General features: G+C 66.6%; 6 protein-coding genes. 5 read left to right on the forward strand and 1 reads right to left on the reverse strand.

What is annotated here, in order from left to right; translation table 11 throughout:
- The 4 genes from ACIQ3B_RS17965 to ACIQ3B_RS17980 form a co-directional block, all read left to right on the forward strand.
- Positions 1 to 268 (forward strand): 6,7-dimethyl-8-ribityllumazine synthase (locus ACIQ3B_RS17965; RefSeq protein ID WP_397405023.1); only part of this gene is annotated, 268 nt, incomplete at its 5' end.
- Positions 265 to 711, forward strand: a complete 447-nt coding sequence (nusB, locus tag ACIQ3B_RS17970) for a transcription antitermination factor NusB (RefSeq protein WP_397405025.1) — start codon at positions 265 to 267, stop codon at positions 709 to 711. The genes ACIQ3B_RS17965 and nusB, both read left to right, overlap by 4 nt.
- Entirely contained in the window at positions 695 to 1,648 is a 954-nt protein-coding gene (gene thiL / locus ACIQ3B_RS17975; RefSeq protein WP_397405027.1) for a thiamine-phosphate kinase, read from the forward strand. The genes nusB and thiL overlap by 17 nt, the downstream gene beginning before the upstream one ends.
- 32 nt (positions 1,649 to 1,680) lie before the next feature.
- A complete protein-coding gene (locus tag ACIQ3B_RS17980) occupies positions 1,681 to 2,952 on the forward strand; it encodes a sulfatase (protein ID WP_397405029.1) in 1,272 nt (423 codons plus the stop codon).
- Here ACIQ3B_RS17980 and ACIQ3B_RS17985 read toward each other — a convergent pair.
- A complete protein-coding gene (locus tag ACIQ3B_RS17985; protein ID WP_397405031.1) occupies positions 2,949 to 3,908 on the reverse strand; it encodes a retroviral-like aspartic protease family protein in 960 nt (319 codons plus the stop codon). The two genes, ACIQ3B_RS17980 and ACIQ3B_RS17985, sit on opposite strands and share 4 nt — an antisense overlap.
- A 116-nt stretch (positions 3,909 to 4,024) precedes the next feature.
- On the opposite strand from ACIQ3B_RS17985, the gene ACIQ3B_RS17990 reads away from it, so the two are divergent.
- Positions 4,025 to 4,459: a hypothetical protein gene (locus ACIQ3B_RS17990; RefSeq protein WP_397405033.1), complete on the forward strand. Its 435-nt coding sequence runs from the start codon at positions 4,025 to 4,027 to the stop codon at positions 4,457 to 4,459.
- Positions 4,460 to 4,680: the final 221 nt, after the last annotated feature.

Raw genomic sequence — 4,680 nt, forward strand, 5'->3', positions numbered from 1 at the left:
GCTGTACGACGGCTATGTGGCGCTGGGCACGGTGATCCGGGGCGAGACCTATCACTTCGAGATCGTGTCGAACGAGTCGGCCCGCGGGATCATGGACCTGACGACGAGCAGGCGCGCCTGCATCGGCAACGGGATCCTGACCACCGAGGACGAGGACCAGGCCTGGGCCCGGGCCCGTGTGAGCGAGGGCGACAAGGGCGGCGGCGCGGCGCGGGCGGCGTTGAGCATGATCGCCCTGAAGCAGCAGTTGTACGGCGCGGCGCGATGAGCGCGCGACAGTCCCGGTCGGTGGCTCGTCTGGCCGCCGTGCAGGCGCTCTACCAGATGGAGGTGTCGTCCATCGGCGTGGAACACGTGATCCGCGAGTTCACCGAACACCGGTTTGACCGGGATGCGGACGGAATCGATCTGGCTGCGGCGGATGAGGGTTTCTTTGCGGAGTTGGTGCGCGGGGTGGTGGCCGAACAAACGCGCGTGGATGCGGCCATCGTTAAGCGGTTGGCCGAGGGCTGGCGACTGGAGCGGCTCGACGCCACGGTGCGCGCGATCCTGCGGGCCGGCGCCTTCGAACTGGCCAACCGCCCGGATGTGCCAACCGAGGTGGCCATCGACGAATATGTCGACGTGGCCAAGAGCTTCTTCGAGGGAACAGAGCCGGGCTTTGTGAACGGCGCGCTGGATGGGGTGGCCAGGGATGTCCGGCCGGCCTGATGGCGCGCTCGATGAGTTCGGGGAGATCGGTCGGCTGTTCTTGCCGCTGACGCGCGGTGCGCCGGGCGCACTGGGCCTGCTGGACGATGCGGCCCTGGTCGCGTCCCGATCCGGGCATGAACTGGTCATCACCAAGGACGCTATCGTCGAGGGGGTCCATTTCCTGAGTAGCGAGGATCCGGCCCTGGTCGGGCGGCGGCTGGCGCAGGTGAATCTGTCGGACCTGGCGGCCAAGGGCGCGGAGCCTTTTGCGGTGTTTCTGGCGATCGCCTGGCCGCCCGCCTACGGCGCGGTTGAGCGTAAGGCGTTTGCCCGGGGCCTTGGCGAGGACCTGCGCGAGGCGGGGGTCAGCCTGCTGGGGGGCGATACGGTGGGAACACCCGGGCCGCTGACGGCCAGCCTGACCGCGATGGGCTGGGTTCCCGAGGGCGGAATGGTGCGGCGCGCCGGCGCCCGACCGGGAGATCGGCTGATGGTCAGTGGTCATATCGGCGACGCCTGGCTGGGGCTGGCTGCGGCGCGCGGCGGCCTGGCGGACCCCGACGGATCCCTGACCCGGCGGTATCGCAACCCGCGGGCGCGGCTGGATCTGGCGGCTGTGGTACGCGCCCATGCGTCGGCTGCGGCGGACGTGTCGGACGGCCTGATCGCCGACGCAGGACACCTGGCGACGGCCGGCGGGGTGGGGCTGCGGATCGATCTGGATCACCTGCCGATCTCCAGCGCCGCGCGCGCCTGGCTCAACGCGCAGCCTGCAGAAGCGGCGGCCCGGATCGCGCTGGCCAGCGGTGGCGATGACTACGAGATCGTGGCGACGGCGCCGGTGGCGTTGCCGGGCTTCACCGTGATCGGCGAGGTGGTGGCCGGGGAGGGCGTGTCTGTCTTCGTGGGCGGTGCGCGCGTGGATCCTGGATCCGGCGGCTGGAGTCATCAATGAGCCCGGGTATGCGGCCGCGACAGGAGCCTTCAATGCGCAAGCCGAACATCATCATCATCATGACCGACGATCTTGGCTACGGCGACATCGGTTGCGACGGCGGGACCCATATCCGCACGCCGAACCTCGACGGGATGGCGGCGGAGGGCGTGCGGTTCACGGACTTCTACGCCTCGGCCAATGTCTGCACGCCGTCTCGGGCGGGATTGCTGACGGGTCGCTATGCGATCCGTTCCGGCCTCGCGCACGAGGTGATCCAGCCCGCCGACACCACGGGCCTGCCGCGCAGCGAGGTCACCATCGCCCAGGCCTTGAAGCCACATTACGCCACTGCGCTGATCGGCAAGTGGCATCTGGGCCACGTGGCGCCGCACTGGCCGCCTACGCTGTACGGGTTCGACCGGTTCTATGGCGTGCCCTACAGCCATGACATGCGCCCGCTGGCGCTGTTCGAAGGTGCCGGCGAGGATGTGGCGGCGCACGACGACAAGGTCGACATGGCCCGGCTGACGCAGCGGTTTTTCGAACAGACCCTGGCGTTTGTGGAAGCCAACCGCGACGCGCCGTTCTTCATTCTGCTGAACCTGACCGCCCCTCACATCCCGCTTCGTCCCAATCCCGACGATCTGACCGGATCGCCGGCGGGCGACTATGGCGAGGTGGTCGAGGAAATCGACACCAACATCGGGCGTCTGCTCGCTCGCCTGAAGGACCTGGGGCTGGATGAGGATACGCTGGTGATGTTCACCTCGGACAACGGGCCATGGTTTGAAGGCTCGTCCGGGCCGTTCCGGGACCGCAAGGGTGGAGCCGCTTGGGAGGGCGGCTATCGTGTCCCGTTCATTGCGCGCCAGCCGGGGCGGATCCCGGCGGGGCGGGTGGAGCACGGACTGGCCAGCAACCTGGACCTCCTGCCAACCGCGCTGGGCCTGGCGGGCCTTGAGCCGTCCACAATTGAGCTGGACGGCCGGGATATCTCGGGACTGTTGACCGGAGAGGGCAGCTCACCCCACGATCAGATCGCGCTGTTCAACAACAACCATGTGGTGGCGGTCCGTACTGCGCGCTGGAAGCTGGTGGCGCGTTCGTACTACCGCACATTCGATGCTCCGCTGGATGGCTTGCTGCTGTTGTTCGACATGCAGGCCGACCCCGGCGAGACCTACAGCGTCGCGCGCAATTATCCCGAGGTGCTGGCGGATATGCGCCGACGACTGGCTGACGCCCGCGCATTCTACGAACCGATGGCGGCGACGTTTCCGCCCCACATCGCCCCGGCCAGCGCGGCCGATCATCCGGACTAGACGAAGTCGAACCGCACGGCGGAACGACCGAAATCCAGGGAGACCTTCTCGAACTGGCTGAGCAGATCCATGCCCAGCAACAGCGCCGGCGTGTCCTTGAGGCCCCAGACGTCAAAGACATGCACCTCGGCGAAGGTGACCGGCACGTTGCCCAGTCGAAGCCCACCGAGTCGCAGGAACGGCAGGAAAACGGTCTCGCCGCTGAAGGATTCGCCGGCCAGTGTTTCCATCATGACCACCTCGGGCGCGCTACGGTCCACGGAACCGGACGCCTGTTCCTCGCGGCGGACCATGTCGCGCAAGAGACGATTGCACATGGAGCCCTGGGCGCCCGAGTCGATAATGGCGCTGATCGGCTTCCCGCCCAGGTCGGCGTCGACGATGGTCAACTGCCCCTTGCGGCGGCGCGCCGGCACCACGACGGCGCGACCGGGCTCATCGCGGTCGGAGCGCGACTTGGTGATCTCCATCTTGCGGCCCTTGAAATCCAGGGTCAGGCGCTGGCCCTTGAGCCAGTCCACGCCAAGGATACCGTCGATCTCGGGCGCCTTGATCGGCAGGGCGGGCGCGCGCACATTTTTACGGTCTCGAGGTCCGATCTGCAGGAGATCGAGCTTCACGATGGGCCTCGAGCGCACGCCCACCACCGTATGGACCCGGGTCTGTTCCGTGCTGACGAGGTTCAGTTCCTCGGCAAGGCGACGCGAAACGCAGCTGATGTTGGCGCCCGTATCCAGAAGGAAGCTGAACGGCCCCTGCCCATTGATGCCGACAGGCGCCATCATATGGTCGTTCCGGCTCTGCTGCGTGGCGAGTTCCGTCGGCGGCTCGTCCGCGTCGGGGAGTTCGGTCTGCGGTGTCTCGGCAGGCGCCTTGGCGACTGCGCGTGTCACAGGCGCGGCCAATGCCCCGGCTGACAACAAGCCCAACGCCGCACCTCGCCGGGTGGGAGACATGCTCCGTGCTCCTGAAACTTGAACCTGGGGGTCGAGCCTAACAGTTCTGATGCCAACTCGCCACGCGGATGGTTCACGGAAACCTTGCCGCAAGGATTTGAGCCTACCCTGTGACAATGAAAGCCATACTGAAAATTTCGGTTGCGGCCGCACTCCTGACCAGCCTTTCCGGTCCGGCGATGGCGGCCGGGGCAAAGAAGGAAGAGAAGGGCGTCGACGCCCAGTATGTCGATCTCAAGACGGTGGCCTTGCCTATCTTGTCCAAGAATTCCGTCGTGAATCATGTGTTTGTCAGTTTGCGGATCAATCTGACCAGTGCCGCCAACGCCGGGCGGATCAGGGAGATGGAGCCGCTCTTCCGGGATGCTCTGGTTCGATCAGCCCACCGGGCCCCCTTTACCCTGGCATCCGATCTCACCAAGGTTGATGCGCCGCGGCTGATCGCCACCATAACCCGGGAGGCGAACGCCATCGCCGGACCCGGGCAGATCCGGTCGGTGGTGATCTCCTCCCAGGTCCCTCGTCGACGTACGCCGTTGACCCCCGCCTGACCCCCTCTATCCTTTCGATCGGCCAGCGGTTGCGCGAGACCGCCAAACCCGAGTAGTTTCCGCCGTCTTTCCCGGGGCGCACTCCTGCGCCCTAGTTCTTGTTGGGGAAACGCGAAGAGGCAGAGGGCCTGCAGACGTCGCCTGTCGCGGACGTCGGATGGTCTCTCTCACGCGATCGCAAAGGGGCGTCTGAATTATGAGTTCTGTTCTACCGTTGGTCA

This window comes from Phenylobacterium sp., assembly GCF_044358365.1.
In the GTDB taxonomy this organism is placed as follows: Bacteria; Pseudomonadota; Alphaproteobacteria; order Caulobacterales; family Caulobacteraceae; genus Phenylobacterium.